This is a genomic window from Streptomyces sp. Y20, assembly GCF_043195475.1.
Taxonomy (GTDB): Bacteria; Actinomycetota; Actinomycetes; order Streptomycetales; family Streptomycetaceae; genus Streptomyces.
The window spans coordinates 194,876-219,369 of the sequence record NZ_JBIDDP010000013.1; the positions used below are offsets into that span (position 1 = coordinate 194,876).

The following is a 24,494-nucleotide window of genomic DNA, read 5'->3' on the forward strand; positions in this document are numbered from 1 at the left end:
GTTACTGGCCGACGTGCTCGTGCGGGGTGGGGGGAAGTCCGCGCTCGCGCAGACCCGCGCAGAAGGGACCGCTGACGCCGATGCAGATCCGGCTGACCGTCGTAGATCCGCTGGGCCCTTCCCCGCAGCGGGGCCGCGCCGCGAGTCGTGACGTGCTGGTCACGGCGCCCGTGGGCACGGAGCTGGCCGCGGTCGCCTCGGCGCTGGCCGGGGCGGTCACCGGGGAGAGCGGCCCCGGCGCCGGCCGCGACGGCGGCAGCGCCGCCGTCGTCCTCTACGCGGGCACCGAGCGGCTGGACCCGCGCCGCGCCACCCTCGGCGAGCCCCCGCTGGTCGACGGCGCCGTGCTGTCCCTCGGCGCGCCGGCCGTGCCCGAGCCGCATCCCGAGCCGGCCGACGCCCCCACCCAGCTGCACGTGGTCGCCGGACCCGACGCGGGCGGGGTCCATCTGCTGCACGGCGGCCGGATCACCGTCGGCCGCTCCGCCGAGGCGGACGTCCCGCTGGACGACCCCGACGTCTCCCGCCTGCACTGCGCGGTCACCGTCGGCGCGGACGGCCGCGTCTCGGTCGCCGACCTCGGCTCCACGAACGGTACGTCGCTCGACGGGGTCCGGGTGGGGGAACAACCGGTGCGGGTTCCCGCCGGGGGGTTGCTGCGGGTCGGGGAGTCCGCGTTGCGGCTCGCTCCGTCGGGGGGAACGGGGGGGCCGGCTCCCGCGGCCCGGGTTGCCGCGGTGCCTGACGGGGAGGGGTGCGTGCGGGTGGCCGTGGGCGGGGGGCCCACGGGTGGTGTCGGTGGGGGCCTCTCGCCGTCGGCGGGTGCGGGTGGCCCTGGTGAGGGAGTCCCGCCGTCGGCGGGTGCGGGTGGCCCTGGTGGAGGAGTCCCGCCGTCGGCCGGTGCGGTTCCGAGCGCCGACGCGGGTGGCTTCGGCGGGGTGGCCTCCCCGTCGGCGGGCGCGGGTGCGGCTGCGCGGGCCGGGGGGTCCGGTGCCGGTGGCTCGCCCTCGTTCGGCGCGGGTGCGGGTGCCGGGGTCCCGCCTTCGGGCGGTGGCGGGGTCGGCGGGGTCGGTGCGGGCACGTCATCGCCGGCCGGCGGGACCCGTAGGGGCGCGTCATCTCCGGGCGGCGGGACCGGTGCGGGCGCGTCGGCCCTCTCGGGTGCCGGTGGGCCCGGTGCAGGCGTGTCGTCCGCGGCGGGGACGGGTCGTGGCGGGAGTCCGGGCCCGGCCGGTGGGAGCGGTGCCGGGGCGTCGGGGCACGCGGGCGGTGCGGGGGGCTCCTCGGCCGGTGGCACGCATCACGGGTACGGGTACGGGGGCGGGGAGCCGGCCGGGACCGGGTCCCGCGGGGGCCGTCCGGGCGGGGACGGCGGGGACACCCACGCCGGGCGGTTCGGTGTCGGCGGACCCGGTGGCCCGGACGGGGCCCCGTACGGCGGCACGGCCGCGCCGGCCGGCCGGCGGCGCGGCCTCGGCGCCTGGGCGCGACGCCTTGCCGGTGGGCGCGCTGAGCAGCCGGACGGCCGGGAGGCGTACGCCGGTACGGCCGCCGGCCCGGGCAGGGCCGAGCCGGCCGGTGTCCCGCAGCGGCCGGAGACGTGGCCGGACCCGGCCGCCCTGCTGCTGACCGCACTCGGCCCCGGCCCCCGGCTGTGGGAGCGCGGGCCGGGTCATCCCGAAGCGCTGACCGTGCGGCTCGGCACGGCCGACCGGAGGGCGCCCGACGGCTCGGGCCTGCTGCCCGCGGTGCCGGTGACCGCCGCGCTGCGTGAGGCGGGGGCGCTCGGGCTGGCCGGTCCCCGCCCCCGGCTGTCCGGCCTGGCCCGCGCGGTGCTGGCCCAGCTCGCCGCCCTGCACTCCCCCGATCTCCTGGAGATCGTGCTGATCAGCGCCGACCGGTCCCGTCCGGTGGCGGACCGTACGGCCGAGTGGGCCTGGCTGGGCTGGCTCCCGCATGTCCGGCCGGGCCACGGGCAGGACTGCCGCCTGCTGCTGGCCTACGACCGCGAGCAGGCGGCGGCCCGCACGGAGGAGCTGCTGCGCCGGGTGGAGGACCACGCGGCGTCGGGCCGGACCGCCGCCCACCCCGGCCCCGCGCGCCCCACGGCCGCCGCGGCGTCCGGCACCCCGGGAGGGAGCACGCCGTACGGCACGCCCGGCGACCCGCACGGCATGTCCATACCGCCCACGGGGACCGCACCCGGCGCTTCCCCCCGTACTCCCGCCCCCGCGTCACAGGGCACCGGCGCCCGGCGCCCGTCCTGGGCCCAGGACGGGGCCGGGCCGGCCGGCGTCGGTGGGTTCCCGGGGCCGTACACCGTCGTCGTCGTGGACGGTGATCCCGGCGGTTCGGCGCTGCGGGACGCCCTCGCGCGGCTGGCCACGGCCGGGCCGCGGGCCGGGATACACGTGGTGTGTCTCGCCGAGACCGAGCCCGCCTCGCCCGCCTCCCCGGTGACCAGCACGTACGAGGACGCCTGCGCGGTGACGCCGACGTTCCGGCACTGCGGTGCCGTGGCCCTGCTCGGCGGGGACGTCGCCGCCGCGCTGCACCTGCTGCGGGTCGCGCCGAGCGGACCCGTCGGCCCGGGCACGCTCGCCGGGGTCGACGCCGTCTCCGCCGCCTGGGCGGAGCGGTTCGCGCGGGCGCTGGCGCCGCTGCGGCCGGACGGCCCGGCCGGTGAGGGACACGCGCGCGTGGCCGTACCGCTGCCGCAGTCGGCCCGGCTGCTGGACGAGCTGGGGCTGGCCCGGGCCACCCCGGCGTCCCTGATGGCGCGCTGGGCGGACGCCGCCGACGACACCGGTTCGCCGGGCGGACGGGCGCGGGCGGTGCTGGGTGCCGGTCCGCACGGGCCGGTCGGCGCGGACCTGGTGACCGACGGACCGCACCTGCTGGTCGAGGGACCGGACGGCAGCGGCCGTACCGAGCTGCTGCGGGCCGTGGTGGCCTCGCTGGCCGCCGCCGAGCGGCCGGACCGGCTGGCGGTGGTCCTGCTCGACGGCCGGGACGGGGTCGGCACCGGCGCGGGGCGCGGCGAGGGCCTGCGGGTCTGCACCGACATACCGCACGTCACCACGCACCTCATCGCCAACGACCCCGTGCGCATGCGGGAGTTCGCGCAGGCGCTGGCCGCCGAGCTGAAGCGGCGGGCGGAGCTGCTGGGCCGTACGGACTTCGCGCAGTGGCACACGGGCCGGGAGGTGTCGGGCCGGCTGGTCACCCAGCGGGCGCCGGTCCGCGCGGACGCCGCACCGCGCGCGTCGGCCCACCAGGACGCCGCCGTGTACCGGGCGTCCGCCGCCGCGCAGCGCGGTCCGGCCGCCGGAGACATCGAGAGCCCGCCCAGCTCCACGCTGCGGCTGCGGCCCGGTGCGGCGGCGCGACGGCGGGCCGGGGTGGTGGCACTGCCCCGGCTGGTGGTGGTCGTGGACGACCTGGACGCGCTGGTGGCTCCCCCGCTCGGTTCGCCGGGCCGGCCCGCCGCCGGGTCGGTGATGCGGGCGCTGGAGGCCGTGGCCCGGGACGGCGAGCGGCTCGGTGTGCACCTGGTGGCAGCGGCCGGGACCGGTGGCCGTACCGCGGAGTCGGAACCGGCGCGCCGGGCGGTCCTGCGGGTCACGCTGGACGCGCCGCTGGCGGGGCCGGAGCAGCCGGCGCCGGGGCGGGGCACGGTGGTGTACGCGGACGGGCGGGCCGTCGGTTTCCAGGGCGGCCGGGTGACGGGCCGAATCCCGCGGACGGCGACGCAGCGGCCGACGGTGGTCCCGCTGGACTGGCAGCGCATGGGCGATCCGCCGGCCCGCCGTCCGGTGCGGGAGCTGGGCAACGGCCCGACGGACCTGGCCCTGCTGGCGAGCGCGGTGGAGCGGGCGGCCCGGGAGGTGGGGGCGGCGGAGGTGCCCTCGCTGCTGTAGCCGGAAGCGTGGCGCATGCGTCCCTGGTCACGAGCGGGTCACGATGAGCGGGGCGACCGGGCAGGCGCTCTTGCCCGCCCGGAGCGGCCCGGCGTACACCGGAGCGCACGGGACAGTCTTATGACGTTCAAGAGCCGTTCCTGGACACCGACGTTCAACGGAGAACGACGAACGGGGCATCGATGCGCAGCAAGAGCAGCACCGTCCGGATCCACAGGCCCGCCACCGCGCTCGCCGCACTGCTCGCGGGAGCCCTGGCGCTCACCGCGTGTTCCAGCAGTGACAACGACAAGAAGGGCAGCGGGGAGAAGACCGGCTCGGCCACCGGTTCCACCGTCACCCTGCCGAAGCTGGACGGCGCGAATCTGGAGATCGCCGCCGTCTGGACCGGCCAGGAGCAGAAGAACTTCAAGCGGGTCCTGGCCGAGTTCGAGAAGCGGACGGGCGCGAGGGTGACCTTCGTGCCCGCGCAGGACCCGATCATCAACTTCCTCGGTTCCAAGATCGCGGGCGGTCAGCCGCCGGACGTGGCGATGCTGCCGCAGCCCGGGGCGATCAAGCAGGCCGTGCAGAAGGGCTGGGCCAAGCCGCTGGGAGCGGAGGCCGCGCAGGAGCTGCGGAAGAACTACTCCCAGGGCTGGCAGGACATCGGCTCGGTCGGCGGCAAGCCGTACGGCGTCTACTACAAGGCCGCCAACAAGTCACTGATCTGGTACAACTCCACCGCCTTCGGCAACGCGGGCGCCAAGGAGCCCAAGACCTGGCAGGACCTGCTGACCGCCTCGCGCGCGGTGTACGACTCGGGGGTCACGCCGTTCTCGGTGGCGGGCGCGGACGGCTGGCCGCTGACCGACTGGTTCGAGAACGTCTATCTGTCCCAGGCGGGCCCGGAGAAGTACGACCAGCTCGCCCAGCACAAGATCAAGTGGACGGACCCGTCCGTGAAGCGGGCGCTGACCACCCTCGCCCAGATCTGGGGCAAGAAGGACTACCTGGCGGGCGGCCAGAACGGCGCACTCCAGACGGAGTTCCCCCAGTCGGTCACCCAGACGTTCACCGGCGGCGACCAGCCGAAGTCGGCGATGGTCTACGAGGGTGACTTCGTGCAGGTCAACATCGGTGAGACCAAGGCGAAGGTGGGCACGGACGCGAAGGTGTTCCCGTTCCCGGCCGTCGGCTCCACGGCGCCCGTGGTCTCCGGCGGCGACGCGGCGGTGATCCTGAAGGATTCCAAGGCGGCCCAGGCGCTGGCCACCTTCCTCGCCTCGCCGGACGCGGCCACGATCCAGGCGAAGCTCGGCGGTTACCTCTCCCCGAACAAGAGCGTGCCGGTGTCGGCGTACCCGAACCCGGTGCAGCAGAAGATCGCCAAGGCGCTGATCGCCTCCGGTGACGACTTCCGCTTCGACATGTCCGACCAGGCCCCGCAGGCCTTCGGCGGCACCCCCGGCAAGGGCGAGTGGAAGGACCTCCAGGACTTCCTGAAGAACCCGGCCGATGTCGCGGGCGCCCAGGCGCGGCTGGAGAAGGACGCGGCGGCGGCGTACGGAACCGGGAGCTGATCCGGCGATGGCGTCGGCAGCGGCGGCCGGGGCCCCACCGGGCCCCGCCGCGCCCCGCGGTCGCAGAGGCGTGACCGGCACCCGCAGGGCCGTGGCAGCTCTGTTCCTGCTGCCCGCCCTGGTGCTGCTGGGCGCGCTCGTGGTCTACCCGATCGGGTACTCGGTCGTCCGGAGCTTCTTCGACTCCTCCGGCGACCGCTTCACGGGTGTGGACAACTACCGGACCCTGTTCACCGACGACGGCATCCGTACGGCGCTGAAGAACAACGTGATCTGGGTGGTGTTCGCGCCGACGGTCTCCACCGCGCTGGGGCTGATCTTCGCGGTGCTGACCGAGCGGATCCGCTGGGGCACGGCGTTCAAGCTGGTCGTCTTCATGCCGATGGCGATCTCGATGCTGGCCGCCGGGATCATCTTCCGGCTGGTGTACGACCAGGACCCGGACAAGGGCGTCGCCAACGCCGTGTGGGTGGGCGTGCACGACACGTTCGCGCAGTCGTCGGCGTTCCCCAAGGCCCACCCGGGGCGCGAGTCGCCGCTCGTCGCGGAGGGCGGCGGGTTCGTCACGAAGGACGCCGTCCACGCCGGGCGGCCGGTCGTCCTGCCGCTCGTCGGTGTCGCGCCGGACCAGATGCCGGACGGCGCGAAGAAGGCCGCCGCCGCGACGGCGGAGCCGGGCAGGATCACCGGCACCACCTGGCAGGACTTCACCCGAGGCAAGGGTGTGGGCCGGCTGGGCGCGCCGGACCCGGGTGAGCTGGGGTACGCGGGGATGCGCGTGGAGGCGGTGAAGGGCGGCAAGGTGGTCGCCACCGCGCGGGCGTCCGGCGACGGCACGTTCACCCTGCCGGCGTCGGCCGACGGGGCCCGGCTGCGGCTGCCCGCGGACAACTTCCGGGAGCCGTACGGCGGGGTCGGGTGGCTCGGCCCGGCGCTGGTGACCCCGGCGATCATCGGGTCGTACGTGTGGATGTGGGCCGGCTTCGCGATGGTGCTGATCGCGGCCGGACTCGCGGGCGTGCCCCGGGAGCTGCTGGAGGCGGCGCGGGTCGACGGCGCCAACGAGTGGCAGGTGTTCCGCAGGGTCACCGTGCCGCTGCTGGCCCCGGTCCTGGCGGTGGTCACCGTCACGCTGATGATCAACGTGCTCAAGGTGTTCGACCTGGTGTTCATCATCGCGCCGGGCTCCTCGCAGGACGACGCGAACGTGCTGGCGCTCGAGCTGTACCGCAAGGGCTTCGCGGAGGGGCGGCCGGGCGTGGCCAGTGCGATCGCGGTGTTCCTGCTGCTGCTGGTGATCCCGGTGATGCTGTTCAACATGCGCAGGCTGAGGCGGGAGGTACGGCGATGACGGCGACCGCCGACAGCATCGGGAAGACGGCCCGCGCGGGGGCGCCGGTGACGGCCCGCCGGTCGCTCGGCGGGAGGATCGCGGAGAAACTGAGCGGCGGGCTCGTCCAGGCGTTCCTGGTCGTGGTGGGCCTGTTCTGGCTGGTGCCGACCATCGGCCTGCTCATCTCCTCGCTGCGCACCCCGGAGGACATGAGCGCGAGCGGCTGGTGGACGGTGCTCAGCAAGCCGTCCCAGCTGACCGTGGACAGCTACCGGAAGCTGCTGGAGAACGGTGACATCACGCACTCGCTGGTGAACACCGTGCTGATCACGGTCCCGGCGACCCTGCTGGTCGTCGCGATCGGCGCGCTGGCCGGGTACGCGTTCGCCTGGATGGAGTTCCCGGGCCGCGACTGGTGGTTCCTGGGCGTGGTGAGCCTGCTGGTGGTGCCCGTGCAGGTGGCGCTGATCCCGATCGCCGAACTGTTCGGCAGGATCGGGCTGTTCGGGACGATCTTCGGGGTGATCCTGTTCCACACCGGGTTCGGTCTTCCGTTCGCGGTGTTCCTGCTGCGGAACTTCTTCGCGGAGATCCCGCGGGAGCTGCTGGAGGCGGCGCGGCTGGACGGCGCGGGTGAACTGCGCCTGTTCGCGCGGGTCGTGCTGCCGCTGGGCGGCCCGGCCATCGCCTCGCTGGGCATCTTCCAGTTCCTGTGGGTGTGGAACGACATGCTGGTGGCGCTGGTGTTCACCAAGTCGGGGACCCAGCCCATCACGGTCGCCCTCCAGACGCAGGTACGGCAGTTCGGGAACAACATCGACGTGCTGGCGCCCGGCGCCTTCCTGTCGATGGTGATCCCGCTGGCCGTGTTCTTCGCGTTCCAGCGGCAGTTCGTGTCCGGGGTGATGGCCGGGGCGGTCAAGTAACCGCCGGACTCGGGCATCGTGGCGGGGGCGGGCCGGCAACGGCCCGCCCCTTCACGGGTTTTCGGAGGCAGCTCCACCGGGCGGCACCTCGGCCCGGTGTAGCCCGAATGCCGTACGCGCCGTAACCAAGTCACCCCGTCGGGCGTTGCCGGGCAGAACGCCCGCGCCGTCCGACCCATGGATGCCCCTTGCCCAGGTTCAGTGTCATCGTCCCCGCGTACAAGGTCCAGGCGTACCTCTCCGAGTGCCTGGACTCGGTGCTCTCGCAGTCCTTCCCCGATCTGGAACTGATCGCCGTGGACGACTGCTCACCCGACGCCTGCGGCGCGATCATCGACGACTACGCGGCCCGGGACGCGCGCGTGAAACCCGTACACCTGGCCGCCAACCAGGGCCTGGGCGAGGCGCGCAACGCGGGCATGGCCCAGGCGGCCGGCGACTACCTGGTGTTCCTGGACAGCGACGACACCCTCACCCCGGACGCACTGCGGGCGGTCGCCGGCCGGCTCAAGGAGACCGGTGACCCGGACGTCCTGGTGTTCGACTACGCGCGCACGTACTGGGACGGCCGGACGGTGCGCAACCAGCTCGCCGGGCGGCTCACCGAGCAGGGACCGGCACCGTTCCGCCTGGCGGACCGGCCGGGGCTGCTCGGAGTGCTGATGGTGGCGTGGAACAAGGCGTACCGGAGGGAGTACGTCGCGCGGCACGGCTTCCGGTTCCCGCCGGGCTATTACGAGGACACCCCGTGGACCTTCCCGGTGCTGATGACCGCGGGGTCGCTCGCCACCCTGGACCGGGTGTGCGTGCACTACCGCCAGCGGCGGCAGGGCAGCATCCTCGGCACCACGAGCCACAAGCACTTCGACCTGTTCGAGCAGTACGACCGGGTGTTCGCGTATGTCGACGAGCATCCGGAACTGGCCTGCTGGAAACCGGAGTTGTACCGCCGGATGCTCGACCACCACGCCGTGGTGTTCAGCAGGCGCGGCCGGCTGCCGCGCGGCAGCCACGGCGCGTACCTGCGCCGGGCCCGCGCCCAGTGCCGACGCCACCGGGTGCCCGGCGTGCGGCTGGAGCCGCGGCACGCCCTGGTCCGCTTCGGGCTGCACCGCACCTTCCGGGCGCTGCGGCTGGCCGCAGCCCTGCGCCGGCGCGCGAGACGGGCCGCGGGGAGGTCGGCCCGCGGGCTGCGCACCGCCGCGCTCCGGCTGCACTACCGCGTCCAGCTGTGCCTGCCGCTGCGTGCCGACCGGGCGGTGTTCACCGCGCACGAGGGGTACGGCGGTGACCCGGCCGCGCTGGAGGCGGCCTTCCGCGTACACGCCCCGCAGGTGCGGACCGCGTGGCTGGTCCGTCCCGGGCAGGAGCGGGCGGCCCCACCGGGTCCGCGCCCGCTGAGGCCCGGCACGGCCGCCTGCTGGACGGCGCTGGCCCGCTCCCGGTACCTGGTCGGCGACGCCGGCTTCGACGCGCGGATGCGGAAGCGGCCAGGACAGGTCTTCGTGCAGACCGGGCGGGGCACCCCGCTGGCCCACACCGGCCTGGACCTGCTGGAGCGTCCGGCGGCGGCCCGCGGCACGGACTTCGCGGAGCTGCTGCGAGGCGTCGACCAGTGGGACCACGTCCTGTCCGGCAACCGGCACACCACCCTGACCTGGGAGCGGACGCACCCGGGCCGCTACACCACGCTGGAGTACGGCCTGCCCCGCAACGACGTCCTCCAGCGGGCGACGGCCGCGGACGTGGCCGGGCTGCGGGCGACGCTGGGCGTCCCGGAGGAGGCGGTCGCGATCCTGTACGCGCCCGCCCGCCGCGCACACCTGCGCACCCAGTGCCCGCCGCTCGACCTGGAGCGGCTGCTGCTCCGGCTGGGCCCGCGCTTCGTGGTCCTTGCCCGCACCCACCTCCCCGTCCGGGGCAACGGCATCATCGACGTCTCCGGCCACCCGGACCCGGCCGGCCTGTGCCTGGCCTCGGACGCGCTGCTCACCGACCACGCACCGGTCATGTTCGACTACGCCAACCTCGACCGGCCGATCGTGCTGCACACCCCGGACCGGGAGGCGTACGAGGCGGTGCACGGCACCTACCTCGACCTGGGGACCTGCCCGCCCGGTCCGGTGGCGCGGAGCGACGACGAGCTGACCGACGTCTTCGCCACCGGGCTGTGGTGCGGCACGCGCGCGGCGGGGCTGCGGGCGGTGTTCCGGGAGCGGTTCTGCCCGTGGGACGACGGGCGCGCCGCCGAGCGGGTCGTACGGCGGGTGGTGCTGGGCGAGACGGACCTGCCGCCGGTGGTGCCGCCCGGGGAGCGCACTCCGGCGCCGGCGGGCGGCGCGCACGTCCCGGCGGTCACCGCGGCACGACCTTCCGGCCCCCTGCCCGTCACCGAGAGCCACTGAACACCGTTGGTCCCTCCGGGAGTTCCCATGCCCCTCGGCTCGACGCGGCCCACCCCGAGCCGGCCGTCCACCTGGCGTCCGGCGGGCCGGCCCGGCCGCGTCCGCACGACGACAGAAAGATCAGAATGCCCCGCTTCAGCATCATCGTCCCCTCCCACGGGGTCGCCGGCCGGCTGTCCCAGGCGCTGGACTCGGTCCTCGGCCAGTCCTTCGGCGACCTCCAGCTGATCCCCGTCTGCGACGGCCCCGGCGCCCCGGCCGCCACGGTCTGCACCGGGTACGCCGGGCGGGACTCCCGGGTCACGCCGGTCCACTCGCCGCCGTCCGACGGCCTGGGCGGGGCGCGCAACGCCGGGATGCGGGCGGCGACCGGCACGTACCTGCTGTTCCTGGACGGCGACGACCTGCTGCTGCCGGGCGCTCTCACGGCACTGGACGCCCGGCTGACCGGGACCGGCGATGTGGACGTGCTCTACGCCGGGCACGAGCGCGTCCCCTGGTGGGAGGGCGAGCCCACCGACCCGGCCGCCCCCCTGCTCGCCAAGGCCCCGGAGGGCGCCTTCGCCCCCGCCGGGCTGCCCGAGCTGACCGGCGTGCAGCTGCCCGCGTGGAGCGCCGCCTACCGCCGCGACTTCCTCGTCGAGCGGGACCTCGCCTTCCCCGACAGCCACTTCACCGACCTCGGCTGGGGCGGGCTGGTCACCCTCGCCGCCGAGCGGATCGCGGTGCTGCGCCAGGCCGTCGTACGGCACCGGCTGCGCCGCCAGGGCAGCCGGCTCAACCTGCCCGGCCCGCACCAGCACGCCCTGCTGGACCAGGTGGAACGGGTCCTGGTGGTGGCGGCCGAGCGCGGCCTGCCCGCCGAACGCACGGGCCCGCTGTTCGACCAGCTGTTCGCGGTGGTGCTGAAGACGGCGTCCCGGCCGGAACGGCTGCCCTCCGGGCACCGGGCGTTCTTCCGGCGCGCGGCCCGCCTGCACCGGCGGCACCGGCCGGCCGGCCACCGCACACCGGGCGGCAGCCTCGGCGTGCAGCACCGGCTGCTGGCCGCGGGGGCGTACAGCGCGTTCCGCGCCCTGCGCGGCGCCAACCAGGTGGCCGCCCGCACCGCCGAGGCACTGCCCCGCCCGCACATGCCGCTCACCCGGCTGCGCTACGCCCGCGATCTGCGCCGCCCGCTCGACCCGAACCTCGTCGTGTACTGCGCCTACTGGGGCCGCGGCTACGCGTGCAATCCGGCCGCGATCCACGCCAAGGCCCGCGAACTGGCCCCGCACCTGCGCTCGGTGTTCCTGGTCGAGGCCGGCCAGGAGCACACGCTGCCCGAGGACGTGGAGTACGCGGTGATCGGCTCCCGCCGCTACTGGGAGGTGCTGGCCCGCGCGACGTACCTGGTGAACAACGCCAACTTCGCCGAGGGCGTCGTCAAACGGCCGGGCAGCGTGCACCTCCAGACCCAGCACGGCACCCCCTTGAAGACGATGGGCGTGGACCAGTCGGCGTATCCGGTGGTGGCCGCGCAGTCCGGCAGCTTCGCGAAGCTGCTGGGCCGGGTGGACCGCTGGGACTTCAACCTGTCGTCCAACCGCCACTCGACCCGGATGTGGGAGCGCGCCTTCCCCGGCTCCTACGAGCATCTGGAGTACGGCTATCCGCGCAACGACGTCTACTGCACGGCGACCGCCGACGACGTGGCGCGGATCCGGCGGGACCTGGGCGTCCCGGAGGGCCGCACGGCCGTGCTGTACGCGCCGACCCACCGCGACCACCACAGCGGCTTCGCGCCCGGCCTGGATGTGGAGGCGTTCTGCGAGGCGGCCGGCGAGGACGTCGTCGTCCTGCTACGCGCGCACTACTTCTACGACCGGGGCCGCTCCCGGGGCTCGGGGCGGATCATCGACGTGACCGCGCACCGCTCCGCAGAGGACGTCTGCCTGGCCGCGGACGCGCTGATCACCGACTACTCGTCGATCATGTTCGACTATGCCAACCTCGACCGGCCGATCGTCGTGTACGCCGACGACTGGGACGTCTACCGGGAGACCCGGGGCGTCTACTTCGACCTGATGGCCGAGCCGCCCGGCGCGGTCGCCCGGACCCCCGACGAACTGGCCGCCGTCTTCCGTGACGGCTCGTACGCGGGCCCGGAGGCCGGGGCGCTGCGGGCCGCGTTCCGTGAGCGGTTCTGCGAGTTCGACGACGGGCGGGCCGCCGAACGGGTCGTCCGGCGGGTGCTGCTCGGTGAACCGCCCCACGCGGTGCCGCCCGTGGTCCCGCTCGCGGAACGCGTCCCCGCCCCCGCCGCCGCGACCCTCGTGAGGAGCTGACCCGCCGTGCCCCGCTTCAGTGTGATCGTGCCCTGTTACCGCGTACAGGCGTTCCTGCCCGAGTGCCTGGACTCGGTACTCCAGCAGTCCTACGGCGACTTCGAGCTGATCGCCGTGGACGACTGCTCCCCGGACGGCTGCGGCGCGATCCTGGACGAGTACGCCGCGCGCGACCCGCGGGTGACGGTGCTGCACCTGCCCGAGAACGCCGGCCTCGGCCGCGCCCGCAACGCGGGGATCCCGCACGCCACCGGCGACTACCTGTTCTTCCTGGACAGCGACGACACCCTCACCCCGGGCGCGCTGGAGTCCATCGCCGACCGGCTCGCGGAGTCCGCCGACCCGGACGTGCTCGTCTTCGACTACGCGCGCACGTACTGGTGGGGCGGCACCCGGCGCAACGTCCTCTCGCACATCCTCACCGAGGCCGGGGCGGAACCCTTCACGGCGGCCGCGCGCCCGGAGATCCTGGACCTGCTGATGGTGGTGTGGAACAAGGTCTACCGGCGCGAGTTCGTCGCCGAGAACGGCTTCGCCTTCCCGCCCGGCTACTACGAGGACACCCCCTGGACGTTCCCGGTCCTGCTCAGCGCCCGCCGGATCGCCGCGCTGGACCGGATCTGCCTGAACTACCGGCAGCGGCGGCAGGGCAACATCCTGTCCACCACCAGCCGCAAGCACTTCGACATCCACGACCAGTACGAACGGGTCTTCGCCTTCGTCGGGCAGCGCCCGGAGCTGGCCGGCTGGCGGCCGTACCTGCACCGCAAGATGGGCGAGCACTGCCTGGACATCCTCGCCAAACCCGACCGGCTGCCGCCCGCCGACAAGGCCGAGTTCTTCCGGCGCACGGCGGAGCTGTTCCGCCGTCACCGGCCGGAGGGTGCCCGGGTGGACGGCGAGGTCGCCGTGCTGGAGGGCTCCTGGACCGGGTACCGGCTGCGGCGGCAGACGGCGCGGGCCGGCCGGGAGGCGGCACGGCGGGCGGTCCAGGTGCGCCGGGCGGCCGGCGTCCGGGCCCGCGCCGGCTGGGCGTCGCTGCACGCCCGCCGGCCGCTCGACCCGCACCTCGTGGTCTACTCGGCGTCCTCGCACCAGGGCCTGCTCGGCGACCCGGCGGCCGTCTACGCCGCCGCCCGCGAGATCGCCCCGCAGCTGCGCGGCGTGTGGGTGGTGCGGGACGCGGAGACGGCGGCGAGGCTGCCGGCCGGCGTGGAGCACGTGATCATGGGCTCCCGGCGCTATCTTGAGGTCACCGCGCGCGCCGCCTTCTTCGTCAACGACGTGAACTGGCCCGGCTCCCTGGCCAAGCGGCCCGGCAGCGTGCACATCCACACCCACCAGAGCACCCCGCTGAAGTACCTGGGCGCCGACCTGCTGGACAGGCCGGGTGCCCGGCTCGGCTTCGACGTGCCGCAGATGCTGCGCCGGGCCGACCGCTGGGACTACAGCCTGGTCGCCAACCGGCACTCCGAACTGGTCTGGGAACGGGCCTTCCCCTGCCACTTCACCTCGGTGCGCACCGGCAGCCCGCGCAACGACGTCCTGGTGAAAGGCGGCACCGGCGACTTCCGCGAGCGGCACGGCATCCCGGCCGACCACACGGTCGTGCTGTACGCGCCGACCCGCCGGGACTACCGCCGCAGCGGCTACGTCGACCGCGTCGACCTGGCCCGGTTCGCGGCCGACCTCGGGGAGGGCCACACACTCGTCGTGCGGCTGCATCCGTCCCTGGCGAACGGCCCGGCGCGGGGCCTGGGCCTCACCGAGCTGGACCGGCGCGGCATCGTGGTCGACGCGACCGGTGAACTCCCTGTGGCGGACGTGCTGCTCGCCGCGGACGTGCTGGTCACCGACTACTCGGGGGTGATGTTCGACTACGCCAACCTCGACCGGCCGATCGTGGTGCACGCCGACGACCGGCCCGCGTACACCGCGAGCCGGGGCACCTACCTCGACATCACCGCCGAGCCCCCGGGCCACGTCTCGTCCTCCTACCACGAGCTGGCCGGGTTGTTCTCCTCGGGCGCGTGGCGGGACGAGGAGTCGGCTCGGCTGCGGGCGGGGTTCCGGGCCCGGTTCTGCGAGTTCGACGACGGGCGGGCGGCCGAACGGGTCGTACGGACCCTGCTGCTGGGCGAGCCGGTGCCGGACGCGGAGTCCGCGCGGATCCCGGGGCAGGCGGCGGCCCCGGACACGCTGGCGTCGGCCTGACCGGCGCGCGCGGAGGGGGCCGGTCCCGGCCGGGACCGGCCCCCTCCGCGGGACGGCGTGCCTACTCGATGACGAGCTCGACGTCGATGTTGCCGCGGGTCGCGTTGGAGTACGGGCAGACCTGGTGGGCGCTCTCGACCAGCTTGCGGCCGGTCGCCCCGTCCACGGTGCCGGGCAGTTCGACGCGCAGGGTGACCTTCAGGCCGAAGCCCTCACCCTGCTTGCCTATGCCGACCTCGGCGGTCACCGAGGCGTCGCTGACGTCGACCTTGGCCTGGCGTCCGACGAGTCCGAGCGCGCTGCCGAAGCAGGCGGCGTAACCGGCGGCGAAGAGCTGCTCCGGGTTGGTGCCCTGGCCGTTGCCGCCCAGCTCCGCCGGCATGGCGAGGGCGAGGTCGATCCTGCCGTCGGAGGAGACGGCGCGGCCCTCGCGGCCGTGGGTTGCGGTGGCGACAGCGGTGTAGAGCGCGTCCATGGAAGACCATCCCTCTCGATGTGGGGTGTGTTGCCGGATCCCCGGGGATCGCGACAACCCCAAGTAGAGCACACAATTAAATTGTCCACAACCAAATGGCCCGCAAGAGCTATCCTGGACCCATGACCACCACGCCCGACGCCGACGACTGGCTCCGCCTCGACCGCCAGATCTGCTTCTCGCTGCACGCCGCGTCCCGCGCCTTCAACGGCGTCTACCGCGTGATCCTCAAGGACCTCGGGCTCACCTACCCGCAGTACCTCGTCCTCCTGGTGCTCTGGGAACGGGACGACCTGCCGGTCAAGGCGCTCGGCGAGCAGCTGCGCCTCGACTCGGGCACGCTGTCCCCGCTGGTCAAGCGGCTGGAGGGAGCGGGGCTCGTCCGGCGCGAGCGCAGCGCCGAGGACGAGCGTTCGGTGCGGGTCAGGCTCACCGGCGAGGGCGCGGCCCTGCGCGAGCGGGCCCTGGAGGTGCCGCGCCGCATCATGACGGCGACCGGCTTCGACCTGACGGAGATCGCCGGCCTGCGCGCCCGCCTGGACCAGCTCACCACCGCCCTGGACGCGGCGGCCCGGGCGGAGTCCCGCGACACCCCCTGACAGCAGCCCCCCGGGGGCCGGTGCCGGGGCGGCACGCCGGCAGGGGCGGCGGGGCGAACGCCGAGCGCAGCCCCGGCGCGCGCCGGCCGGGGCGCTGGGGCGCACGCCGGCCTAGGCGCCGGAGTGCACGCCAGCAGACGTGGCGGGGCGAACGCCGAGCGCAGTCCCCGGGCGAGCGCCGGCCGGGCCCCCCGGGAGCGCGCCGAACGGAGCCCCGGGGTCCGCGCCGGCCGGGGTGGCGGGGCGCGCACCGGTCGGAGTCCCGGGGCGCGCGCCGGCCGGGCTCCCGGGGCCCGCGCCGGTCGGAGTCCCGGGACCCACACCGGCCCGGCTCCCGGGGCCCGCGCCGGCCCGGCTCCCTGAGCCCGCGCCGGTCGGGCGGACGTAGAGCCGCACGGTCAGCAGGCCCCGTACGGACTCCCGGTCTCCGGTGAACTCCTGCCACAGCACGGTCAGTTTGGTCCGCTCCGTGGGATCGCGCGGGATCCAGCGGCCGGCGAGCAGCCGCCGGTCCGCCACCACCCACACCCGGTCCAGCCGCGCCAGCCTGCGGCGCAGCTCACCGGGCCCGGCCTCCCGTCCGTACAGGGTGCCCGACCCGGCCGCCCCCGCCACGAGTGCCGGGTCCCGCGTCCCCCGGAACGCCCGTGGATAGGTGAGCGCCGCGTTCCGCGTCTGCGCCGGCAGGAACAGCACCGGCTCGCCGGGGCCCACTTCGCGCGCGGCCACCCGGGAGACGGCGGCGAGGTCGTCGGGCCGGCGGGCGGGATCACGGTCCTGCTGGAGGAGGGGGAACTGGTGGACCAGGGACAGGGCGACGGCCAGGACGCCGGCGAGGGTGAGCAGCCGGGGCCGCACGGCCGGGACACGGGGCGGCGCGGGCCCGCGCCGGCCCGGCCGCGGGCGTTCCAGCGCCCCCGCCAGCCGCTCGGCCCCCGCGGCCACCACCAGCGGCGCCCCCGACAGGGCGTACAGCACGTACCGGTCGACGTACAGCGGTGAGAGCTGTGAGGCCAGCATCAGCAGGGCCGGCGGCACCACGGCCACCGGCAGCGCCACGCCCGCGCAGGTCAGTCCGCCCCGCCGCCCCGCCAGTCCGGCCAGCCCGAGCAGGGCCAGCCCGAGGCACACCCAGTAGACCCCGTCGGCCGGCCCGAGGAACCCGCGCAGCAGCCCTCCCGCCGTTCCCGCCGTGGGCGGCCGCAGCCACGCCAGCTGCGCCGCCTGTCCGCGCGACACCACCACCATCGGCAGCAGCGCGAGGCCCACCGCACCGGCCGCGCCCCCGAACCGCCGCCACGTCCGCGCTCCGGCCCGGGCGAGGGCCAGCGACACCGCGTGCGCGAGCGGCAGCAGGACCGCGAACTCGTGCAGCCAGCAGGTCAGTCCGAGGACGACGCCGTACGGCCACCACGAGCCGCCCTGCACGGCCCGGACGAACAGCAGCGTCGCGCAGGTAGCACCGGCCGCGACGAGCGCGTAGGAGCGGCCCTCCTGGGCGTAGTGGCCGGCCATCGGGGCGACCGCGTAGAGCAGGCCGGCCCACAGGCCGACCCGTGGCCGGGCCAGCCGGCAGCCGAGCGCGGCCACCAGGCCCGCCGTGACGGCCGCAGCGCACACCGACGGCAGCCGCAGGACGACCTCGCCGGGGTGCACGGCGAGGACCGCGTGCATGATCAGGTAGTACAGGCCGTGCACCGCGTCCACGCCGTGCAGCAGCCGCCAGATCTGCGGTACCGTGCGGCGCCCGACCTGGAAGCTGACGGCCTCGTCGCGCCACATGCCGCCCCGGTCGAGCCCCCACAGGCCGAGCGCCGCCATCACCAGCGCGGGCACCCCCACCGCGGCGGCGCGGGCCAGCCGGTCCCGGGAACGTCCGGGCACCCCGCGGAGCGCGTGGCCCGTCGCGCCGGCCGCCCGACGCGACTGCGGTTGCACAGGAAGCCCGACGTTCACCATGGCCCGATCTTTTGCGATTAGCCAACCTTTGTAGGTTATTGACGGCGTATCGGCATGGATACCCCATCCGCTCGGCTTAGGCTCCCATGTGATGAACCGTCTCCGTGTCACCCCCGGCCCGGTCCTCGCCCTCACCGCCCTGTGGCTCGCCACCCGTGCCCTCATGCTGTGGCTGCTCACGCACAGCACCTCCCCGCTGCTGGGCGGGGGCTCGGTGGCCAGGGAGGTGTGGCGGCTGTACCACCACTGGTACGGCGTCCTCGCGCACGGCTCCTTCCCCGTGCACGACACGCTGTGGCAGTACCCGCCCGGCGCGGGCGCGGTGCTGCTGGCACCGGGCCTGCTGCCGGGGCTGACGTACTTCCAGGCGTTCGTGCTGCTGACGCTGGCCGTGGACGCGGTGACCGCGGCGGCGCTGGTCCGCGCGGGCGCCCGGCCCGGGCGCAGCCTGCTCGGCGCGGCCATGTGGACCGGCGGACTGCCGCTGCTGCTGCAGCTGCCGCTCGCCCGGTACGACGCCGCCGTCACCGCCCTGGCCGTGCTGTCCCTGCTGGCGTCGGCACGATCCCCACGCGCGGGAGGGGTGTTCGGGGCCCTGGGCGCGCTGGTGAAGGTGTGGCCGGCGCTGGTGCTGCTGGGCACGCCCCGCGGGCGGCCCACCCGTACGGCGTGGACGTGGGCGGCGGCGACCGGAGCCGTGTGCTTCGGGCTGCTCGCGGCCTTCCTCGCCCACCCGCTGTCCTTCCTGCGGGAGCAGAGCGGCCGGGGTGTGCAGATCGAGTCGCTCGGCGGCACGGCGCTCAACCTGGCCCGGCACGCCGGCTGGCCGGGCCGCACCCGCTACCGGTACGGCGCCATCGAACTCACCGGCCCGCACGTGCACGCCGTCGCCACGGCCTCGCTCGCGCTCACCGCGCTCGCGTTCGCGCTGCTGCTGCTGTGGCGGCTGCGGGCGCGGCACTGGAGCGAGGCCACGCCGTACGACGCGGCGCTGAGCGCGGTGCTGCTGTTCACGGTCACCAGCCGGGTCATCAGCCCCCAGTACATGATCTGGCTGATCGGGCTCGCCGCCGTGTGCCTGACCTCGCGCCGCACCGGCCAGCGGCCGGTGGCGGTGCTGATCCTGGCGGCGTCCGCGCTGAGCACCGTCGTGTTCCCCATGTGCTACCGGGAGGTGATCGACGGCACCTGGGCCGGGTGCCTGCTGATGCTGGCCCGCAACGGGCTGCTGGCCGCCGCCGCCGTGCTGTCCTTCGTGCGGCTGTGGCGGGACGCGCGGCCAGCCGCCGGGGAGCCCGTGCCGCCGGTGGAGACCCGGCCCGGTTCCGACCGCCTTCCCGTCCGGGCGTTCAGCGCGCCGTAACGGGATAATGGGGGCATTCCCGCACGTCCGGCCCGTGGACCTGATGTCCCCCGAATCGCGAGACCCGCACCCGGCGCCCCAGGCCGCCGTCGTCGTCATCGGCTACGACGACCGCGCCCATGTGGCCGGTGCCGTGCGCTCGGCCCTGGCCCAGGGGCCCGCCGTCGCCGAGGTCATCGCCGTGGACGACGGCTCCACCGACGGCAGCGCCGGGCTGCTCGCCCGGCTGGCCGGCCGGGAGCCGCGGCTGCGGGTGGTGCGCCGGGAGGTGAACAGCGGCGGCTGCGGCAGCCCGCGCAACGCCGGGATCGACGCGGTGACGGCGCCGTACGTGATGTTCCTGGACAGCGACGACGTACTGCCGCCCGGTGCGGTGGACGCGCTGCTCGCGGCGGCGACCGAGGCGCACGCCGAGGTCGCGAGCGGGCTGTGTGTGCGCCGGGAACAGCCGTCGGGGCGCGAACGGCCGTGGCAGGCGTTCCTCTACCGGGCGCACCGCGTCCTCGACCGCCCCGACCGGTTCCCCCGGCTGGTCCACGACACCCTGTGCGTGAACAAGCTGTACCGCACCGGCTTCCTGCGCGACCACGGCATCCGCTTCCCCGAGGGCCGCTTCCGCTACGAGGACTTCGTCTTCACCGCGCGCGTGCTGGCCGCGAGCCCACGCGTGGTGCTCGTACCGGACCGGGTGTACGTGTGGCAGGTGCGCCGGTCGGCCGGGCGGCTGTCCCTCTCGCTGGACCGGGAGCGCGTCGAGAACTGGGCGGCGCGCGTCGAAGCGTGCGCGCTGGCGTACGACATCCTGCTGGGCGCCGGGCAGGACGAGCTGGCCCGGGCGGCACGCGCCAAGTTCCTCGACCACGACCTGCGCATGTACGTGCGCGAGCTGGGCCTGCGCGACGCGGACCACCGGCGCGCGTGGTGGACGCTCACCCGGCAGTACCTGGCGCGCTACGGGGACGCCGACCGGGAGCCGAACCCCGTCGCCCCCGGCTGGCTGCTGGCGCGGGTCGTGCTGGCGTCCCCCGAACCCCGCGACCTGCCCCGTCTGCGTGAACTCGCCGCCCGCCCGGCGCGCCTGCTCCCGCCTTACGCCCGCACCGCCGACGGCGTCCCGGTCTGGTCCCTCGACCTTCCCCAGGTGTCCCTGGGCCCGCTCCTGACCTGCCCCGTCCCCGTGCTCCCCCTCGCGGTGGACGCGGAGCTGCGCCCGCGCGCGCGTGCCTCGCCGCTGCGTCTGCGGCTGCACGAGCTGTACGGCAGGGTGGCCGGGGCGGCCCCGGTCGAGGTGGACGTGGTGTGGCACGAGCGCGAGGACGGCCGCACGCGCGGGCGCACGACGGCCGCGTTCACGCCCTGCGGGCCCGCCGTCTGGTCGGCCGAGGTGCCCGTCGACCTGGCGGGGCTCGGCTCCGGCGTCTGGGACCTGCGCCTGACCCTCCGTTTCGCGGGCGGCGGGCGGCGGACGGTCACGGCGCACGCCCGGACGGGCGCCGGCCGACTGCGCCGGCGCGCCGTACCGAGCGCCGCCCACGGCGTACTCCTGGCGCACCCGTACGCCACGCACTCCGGCGCACTCGCACTGCGCTTGGCGAGCGGTGCGCGCGGCGTACTCGCCGTGGCCCGCGGCCGGCTCCGCCGCCGCCTGCTTCACTGGGACCCGGGCCAACCGACGAGCTGACGAGGGGACGGCCGCACATGACCTGGCTGATCACCGGCGGTGCCGGATACATCGGGGCGCACGTCGTCCGGGCGATGACCGAGGCGGGCGAGCGCGCGGTCGTCTACGACGACCTGTCCACAGGGCTCGCCGAGCGGGTACCGGACGAGGTGCCGCTGGTGCGCGGCTCCACCCTGGACGGGGAGCTGCTGGCCCGCACCCTCGCCGGGCACGAGATCACGGGCGTCGTGCATCTGGCGGCGAAGAAACAGGTCGGCGAGTCGGTGGACCGGCCGCTGGAGTACTACCGGGAGAACGTCGAGGGCCTGCGCGTCCTCCTGGCGGCGGTGACGGCGGCGGACGTCCCCTCCTTCGTCTTCTCCTCCTCCGCGGCCGTCTACGGCATGCCCGACGTCGACCTGGTCACGGAGGAGACGCCCTGCCGCCCGCTGTCCCCCTACGGCGAGACGAAGCTGGCCGGCGAGTGGCTGGTGCGCGCCACGGGCCGGGCGACCGGCCTCGCCACCGCCTCGCTGCGCTACTTCAACGTGGCGGGCGCGGCCACGCCCGAACTGGCCGACACCAGCGTGTCCAATCTGGTCCCGATGGTCTTCGAGCGGCTCACCGAGGGCGCACGGCCCCGTATCTTCGGCGACGACTACCCGACCCCCGACGGCACCTGCGTCCGCGACTACATCCACGTGGCCGACCTGGCCGAGGCCCACGTGACCGTGGCGCGCGCCCTCGCCTCCGCGCCGGGCACCGGCCTGACGCTCAACATCGGGCGCGGCGAGGGGGTCTCCGTCCGGGAGATGATCGACCGCGTCAACGCGGTCACCGGCTACGACCGCCCCCCGGCCGTCACCGCCCGCCGCCCCGGCGACCCCGCCCGCGTGGTCGCCTCCGCCGCCCGCATCGCCGCGGAGCTGGGCTGGCAGGCCAAGTACGACGTCCAGGACATGATCACCTCCGCGTGGGAGGGCTGGGTCCGCAGCCATCCGGAGGCGGCGCGCTCGTAGGGGCACGGCTCCCCGGCCCGGGCGCGCCGGCCGGGGCGGGGGTCACAGCGCCCTGAGCGCCGCCGCGGTGGCCCGTGCCAGCTTCGCCAGATAGCCCTTGGGGGGCTTCGGGGAGCGGATCACGACCGAGCGCCAGTACAGGGGGCCGGAGATCAGGTCGAGGGCGAGGTCGGGATCGACGCCGGCGCGCAGTTCGCCGCGTTGCGCCGCCGCCGCCACGATCCTGCTGGCCACACCCTCCTGGCCGTCCCGCAGCGCTTTCTGGAAGGCCTCGGCGAGGTCGGGGTTGCGGGCGGCCTCGGCCTGGAGGTCGGGGATGACCTGGGAGGCGACGGGGTGCCGCAGGGCGCGGGAGGTGACCTCGTACAGCAGGTGGAGGTCGCCCTCCAGGGAGCCGGTGTCGGGGACCGGGAAGCCGGTCACCGCCATGGCCGAGACGACGTCCAGGACCAGGTGGAGCTTGGAACGCCAGCGACGGTACACCGCCGTCTTGCCCACGCCCGCCCGCCGCGCGATGCCCTCGATGGACATGCGCGCGTACCCGGCCGCCGCCAGTTCCTCGAAGACGGCCGCGCGGATGGCCTCGGTCACGTCCTCGCGGAGGACGGCGGCCCCGGCGGGGGCCCGGCGGCGCGGACGTGCCGGCGGCTCGTCAGCGGGCACGGCGTTCGTCGTCATGGCGCACAGCATAGGCCGTAGCGACGAAACGGTTGCGTTCCGACGTGGATTGGGCCTACGCTCGCGTTGCGACGATACGGTCCCGTCCCGACGTAAAGAACGTAAAGAGAAACGCGGGGAAACGCCGGGCGACGGGACACGGACGCGGCGACCCCGGCGGCAGCCGGACGCAGCAGCCCCCTCCCCCCTCCCGAGCGAAAGCAGCGGATGTGAGCCAGGTCCTCCACACACCGCCCCCCACCCGGGCCCGGACCGACGACGACCTCGCGGCCCTGGCCGCCCGGCACGGCCTGTCGGTCAGCGGTGCCCGCCCCACCCTGCCGGAGTACGTCCGCCAGCTGTGGGCGCGGCGCCACTTCATCGGCGCGTTCGCCACCGCCAAGCTCACCGCGCAGTACAGCCAGGCGAAGCTCGGCCAGGTGTGGCAGGTCATGAACCCGCTGCTGAACGCGGCGGTCTACTACTTCATCTTCGGTGTCCTGCTGAACACCAAGCAGCACGTGCCCGACTACGTGCCCTTCCTGGTCACGGGCGTGTTCATCTGGACCTTCACGCAGAGTTCGATCATGGCGGGCACCCGGGCGATCTCCGGCAACCTCGGCCTGGTCCGCGCCCTGCACTTCCCGCGCGCCGCGCTGCCGATCTCCTTCGCGCTCCAGCAGCTGCAGCAGCTGCTGTTCTCGATGGCCGCGCTGGTCGTCATCCTGCTCTGCTTCGGCGTACCGGTCTCCGCCTCCTGGCTGCTGGCGGTCCCGGCACTCGTCCTCCAGTTCACGTTCAACGCCGGCGTCTCGATGATCGTGGCCCGGATGGGCGCCAAGACGCCGGACATCGCCCAGCTGATGCCCTTCCTGCTGCGTACGTGGATGTACGTGTCCGGCGTGATGTGGAGCATCGACAAGATCACCAAGCATGACCACCTGCCGCACATCGTGACCGTCCTGCTCCAGATCAACCCGGCCGCCGTCTACATCGACCTGATGCGGTTCGCGCTGATCGACAGCTTCCACGCGAAGTCCCTGCCCCCGCACGTGTGGGCGGCGGCCACGGGCTGGGCGCTGCTCGCCGGCATCGGCGGCTTCATCTACTTCTGGAAGGCTGAGGAGACGTACGGCCGTGGTTGAGCAGACCCCCGGGACGACCGGCACCACCGAGACCACCGCGACCACCGCGACCACCGGGGCGGACGGGAAGGTTCCCACCGTCGTCGCCGACCGCGTCGACATCGTCTACCGGGTCAACGGCACCGGCGCGGGGCGCGGTTCCGCCACCGCCGCCCTGAATCGCATCCTGCGCCGCCGGCAGACCGAGCAGGCGGCCGGTGTGCGCCGGGTGCACGCGGTGCGCAAGGTGTCGTTCGTCGCGTACAAGGGCGAGGCGATCGGGCTCATCGGCACCAACGGTTCGGGCAAGTCCACCCTGCTCAAGGCGGTCGCCGGGCTGCTGCCGGTGGAGAACGGCCAGATCTTCACCGACGGCCAGCCCTCCCTGCTCGGCGTCAACGCGGCCCTGATGAACGACCTCACCGGCGAGCGCAACGTCCATCTCGGCGGCCTCGCCATGGGCATGTCCCGGGAGCAGGTCAAGGAGCGCTACCAGGACATCGTCGACTTCTCCGGGATCAACGAGAAGGGCGACTTCATCACCCTGCCGATGCGCACGTACTCCTCCGGCATGGCCGCCCGGCTGCGGTTCTCCATCGCCGCCGCCAAGGACCACGACGTCCTGCTGATCGACGAGGCGCTGGCCACCGGCGACCGCTCCTTCCAGAAGCGCTCCGAGCAGCGGATCCGCGAGCTGCGGCAGCACGCGGGCACGGTGTTCCTGGTCAGCCACAACAACAAGTCCATCCGTGACACCTGCGAACGGGTCCTGTGGCTGGAGCGCGGCGAGCTGCGCATGGACGGGCCGACGGAGGAGGTCATGAAGGAGTACGAGGCCTTCACCGGCGAGAAGAAGCCGGCCGCCAAACCGGCTGCCAAACCGGCCGCCAAGAGCTGACCGACCCCGGACGGACTCCTTCGCCGGGCACATTTATCCCTTTCATCTGTTTA

16 protein-coding genes are annotated in these 24,494 nt (G+C 74.7%); 13 read left to right on the plus strand and 3 right to left on the minus strand.

What is annotated here, in order from left to right; genetic code table 11:
• The first annotated feature begins 80 nt into the window (after positions 1-80).
• The 7 genes from ACGFT1_RS28370 to ACGFT1_RS28400 all read left to right on the plus strand — a co-directional run bounded on the left by ACGFT1_RS28370 (position 81) and on the right by ACGFT1_RS28400 (position 14,687).
• Entirely contained in the window at positions 81-3,920 is a 3,840-nt protein-coding gene (locus tag ACGFT1_RS28370; RefSeq protein ID WP_373911819.1) for an FHA domain-containing protein, read from the plus strand.
• A 182-nt stretch (positions 3,921-4,102) separates the two neighbouring features.
• Positions 4,103-5,482, plus strand: a complete 1,380-nt coding sequence (locus tag ACGFT1_RS28375; protein ID WP_373911820.1) for an ABC transporter substrate-binding protein — start codon at positions 4,103-4,105, stop codon at positions 5,480-5,482.
• A 70-nt stretch (positions 5,483-5,552) separates the two neighbouring features.
• Positions 5,553-6,833, plus strand: coding sequence for a carbohydrate ABC transporter permease (locus ACGFT1_RS28380; RefSeq protein WP_373911821.1), 1,281 nt, complete (start codon positions 5,553-5,555; stop codon positions 6,831-6,833).
• A complete protein-coding gene (locus ACGFT1_RS28385; RefSeq protein WP_373911822.1) occupies positions 6,830-7,741 on the plus strand; it encodes a carbohydrate ABC transporter permease in 912 nt (303 codons plus the stop codon). The genes ACGFT1_RS28380 and ACGFT1_RS28385 overlap by 4 nt, the downstream gene beginning before the upstream one ends.
• Before the next feature lie 188 nt (positions 7,742-7,929).
• Positions 7,930-10,146 (plus strand): CDP-glycerol glycerophosphotransferase family protein, encoded by a 2,217-nt coding sequence (locus ACGFT1_RS28390; protein WP_373911823.1) that lies wholly within the window; start codon positions 7,930-7,932, stop codon positions 10,144-10,146.
• Positions 10,147-10,271: 125 nt separating this feature from the next.
• Complete coding sequence (locus tag ACGFT1_RS28395) at positions 10,272-12,473, plus strand: CDP-glycerol glycerophosphotransferase family protein (RefSeq protein WP_373911824.1); 2,202 nt, start codon at positions 10,272-10,274, stop codon at positions 12,471-12,473.
• A 6-nt stretch (positions 12,474-12,479) separates the two neighbouring features.
• The gene (locus ACGFT1_RS28400) at positions 12,480-14,687 is read left to right on the plus strand and encodes a CDP-glycerol glycerophosphotransferase family protein (RefSeq protein ID WP_373911825.1); all 2,208 of its coding nucleotides are present in this window, start codon (positions 12,480-12,482) and stop codon (positions 14,685-14,687) included.
• Positions 14,688-14,748: 61 nt separating this feature from the next.
• Here the strand turns inward: ACGFT1_RS28400 and ACGFT1_RS28405 are convergent, their stop codons facing one another.
• Complete coding sequence (locus tag ACGFT1_RS28405; RefSeq protein WP_373911826.1) at positions 14,749-15,162, minus strand: organic hydroperoxide resistance protein; 414 nt, start codon at positions 15,160-15,162, stop codon at positions 14,749-14,751.
• A gap of 122 nt (positions 15,163-15,284) precedes the next feature.
• Here ACGFT1_RS28405 and ACGFT1_RS28410 point away from each other — a divergent pair, with 122 nt between their 5' ends.
• Positions 15,285-15,761, plus strand: a complete 477-nt coding sequence (locus tag ACGFT1_RS28410; protein ID WP_373911827.1) for a MarR family winged helix-turn-helix transcriptional regulator — start codon at positions 15,285-15,287, stop codon at positions 15,759-15,761.
• Positions 15,762-15,872: 111 nt separating this feature from the next.
• Here ACGFT1_RS28410 and ACGFT1_RS28415 read toward each other — a convergent pair whose 3' ends face one another.
• A complete protein-coding gene (locus ACGFT1_RS28415) occupies positions 15,873-17,582 on the minus strand; it encodes a glycosyltransferase family 39 protein (RefSeq protein ID WP_373911865.1) in 1,710 nt (569 codons plus the stop codon).
• 229 nt (positions 17,583-17,811) lie between these two features.
• On the opposite strand from ACGFT1_RS28415, the gene ACGFT1_RS28420 reads away from it, so the two are divergent.
• Genes ACGFT1_RS28420 through galE form a run of 3 tightly spaced genes read left to right on the plus strand, consistent with a single transcriptional unit; the run spans position 17,812 to position 21,762 of the window.
• Complete coding sequence (locus ACGFT1_RS28420) at positions 17,812-19,083, plus strand: glycosyltransferase 87 family protein (RefSeq protein WP_373911828.1); 1,272 nt, start codon at positions 17,812-17,814, stop codon at positions 19,081-19,083.
• A 43-nt stretch (positions 19,084-19,126) separates the two neighbouring features.
• A complete protein-coding gene (locus ACGFT1_RS28425; protein WP_373911829.1) occupies positions 19,127-20,764 on the plus strand; it encodes a glycosyltransferase family 2 protein in 1,638 nt (545 codons plus the stop codon).
• 17 nt (positions 20,765-20,781) lie between these two features.
• Positions 20,782-21,762, plus strand: a complete 981-nt coding sequence (gene galE / locus ACGFT1_RS28430; RefSeq protein WP_373911830.1) for a UDP-glucose 4-epimerase GalE — start codon at positions 20,782-20,784, stop codon at positions 21,760-21,762.
• Between the two features lie 42 nt (positions 21,763-21,804).
• Here galE and ACGFT1_RS28435 read toward each other — a convergent pair whose 3' ends face one another.
• Positions 21,805-22,440, minus strand: coding sequence for a TetR/AcrR family transcriptional regulator (locus ACGFT1_RS28435; protein WP_356825925.1), 636 nt, complete (start codon positions 22,438-22,440; stop codon positions 21,805-21,807).
• A 209-nt stretch (positions 22,441-22,649) separates the two neighbouring features.
• Between ACGFT1_RS28435 and ACGFT1_RS28440 the strand changes: the two genes are divergently transcribed.
• Both ACGFT1_RS28440 and ACGFT1_RS28445 read left to right on the plus strand, forming a co-directional pair.
• Positions 22,650-23,564: an ABC transporter permease gene (locus ACGFT1_RS28440; RefSeq protein WP_373911831.1), complete on the plus strand. Its 915-nt coding sequence runs from the start codon at positions 22,650-22,652 to the stop codon at positions 23,562-23,564.
• Positions 23,565-23,664: 100 nt separating this feature from the next.
• The gene (locus ACGFT1_RS28445) at positions 23,665-24,441 is read left to right on the plus strand and encodes an ABC transporter ATP-binding protein (protein ID WP_373911866.1); all 777 of its coding nucleotides are present in this window, start codon (positions 23,665-23,667) and stop codon (positions 24,439-24,441) included.
• The last annotated feature ends 53 nt before the right edge of the window (positions 24,442-24,494 follow it).